The sequence below is a fragment of the Frankia tisae genome, assembly GCF_025403405.1.
GTDB classification, from domain to species: Bacteria; Actinomycetota; Actinomycetes; order Frankiales; family Frankiaceae; genus Frankia; species Frankia tisai.
In genome coordinates, this window is sequence record NZ_JANEZT010000723.1 from 1 (window position 1) to 1,028 (window position 1,028).

Here is a 1,028-nt window from a genome sequence, read left to right on the forward strand (position 1 = left end):
GGCCCGGGTGGCGCGGGTCCGGGTGGCCGGCTACCGGCAGGGTTTCCGGTGGTGCGCCCTCGCCGGCTGCGCCGCTCGCCCGCGCTGCGTCGGCTGGTGTCGAACGTGCGGCTGCACCCTGCGGATCTGGTCCTGCCGATGTTCGTCAAGGAGGGCGTGGACGAGCCCGTCGCCCTGACGTCGATGCCCGGTGTCGTCCAGCACACCCGCTCGTCGCTTCGGGGGGCCGCCGTCGAGGCGGTCGAGGCCGGCGTCGGCGGCCTGATCCTGTTCGGCGTGCCGGCTGCGAAGGACGCGCGCGGCTCGGCCGCCGACGACCCCGCCGGGATCGTCCAGCTCGCGCTGGCCGATCTGGTCGCCGAGGTCGGCGGGGACATCGTGCTGATGACCGATCTGTGCCTGGACGAGTACACCGACCACGGGCACTGCGGCCTGCTGACCGATGCCGGTGAGGTCGACAACGACGCCACCCTGGCGCGCTACGCCTCGATCGCCGTGGCGCAGGCTCGAGCCGGCGCCGAGGTCGTCGCGCCGAGCGGAATGATGGACGGCCAGGTCGGCGCGATCCGGGCAGCGCTGGACGCCGAGGGCTTCACCGACCTGCCGATCCTGGCCTACTCGGCGAAGTACGCCTCGGCGTTCTACGGCCCGTTCCGTGAGGCGGCCGAGTGCGCCCCGCAGTTCGGCGACCGCACCGGCTACCAGCAGGATCCGGCGCGCTCGGTGGCCGAGGCACTGCGCGAGGTGGCGCTGGACCTGGCCGAGGGCGCCGACGCGGTGATGGTCAAGCCGGCGCTGGCCTACCTGGACGTGCTGCGCGCGGTCGCGGACGCCGTGGATGTGCCCGTAGCCGCCTACCAGGTGTCCGGCGAGTACGCGATGGTCGAGGCTGCCGCCGCCGCGGGGTGGATCGACCGGGACCGGGCCATCGCCGAGACGCTCACCGCGATCTCCCGAGCCGGTGCCGACATCATCCTCACCTACTGGGCCGTCGAGGTCGCCCGCGGCTTGGCCGCCACCCGCTGACC

Annotated in this window: 1 protein-coding gene; it reads left to right on the plus strand. The window is 73.9% G+C overall.

The window, feature by feature from the left end:
- Positions 1 to 1,026 (plus strand): porphobilinogen synthase (gene hemB / locus NBZ85_RS31335; RefSeq protein ID WP_264762545.1); only part of this gene is annotated, 1,026 nt, incomplete at its 5' end.
- Positions 1,027 to 1,028 lie beyond the last annotated feature (2 nt).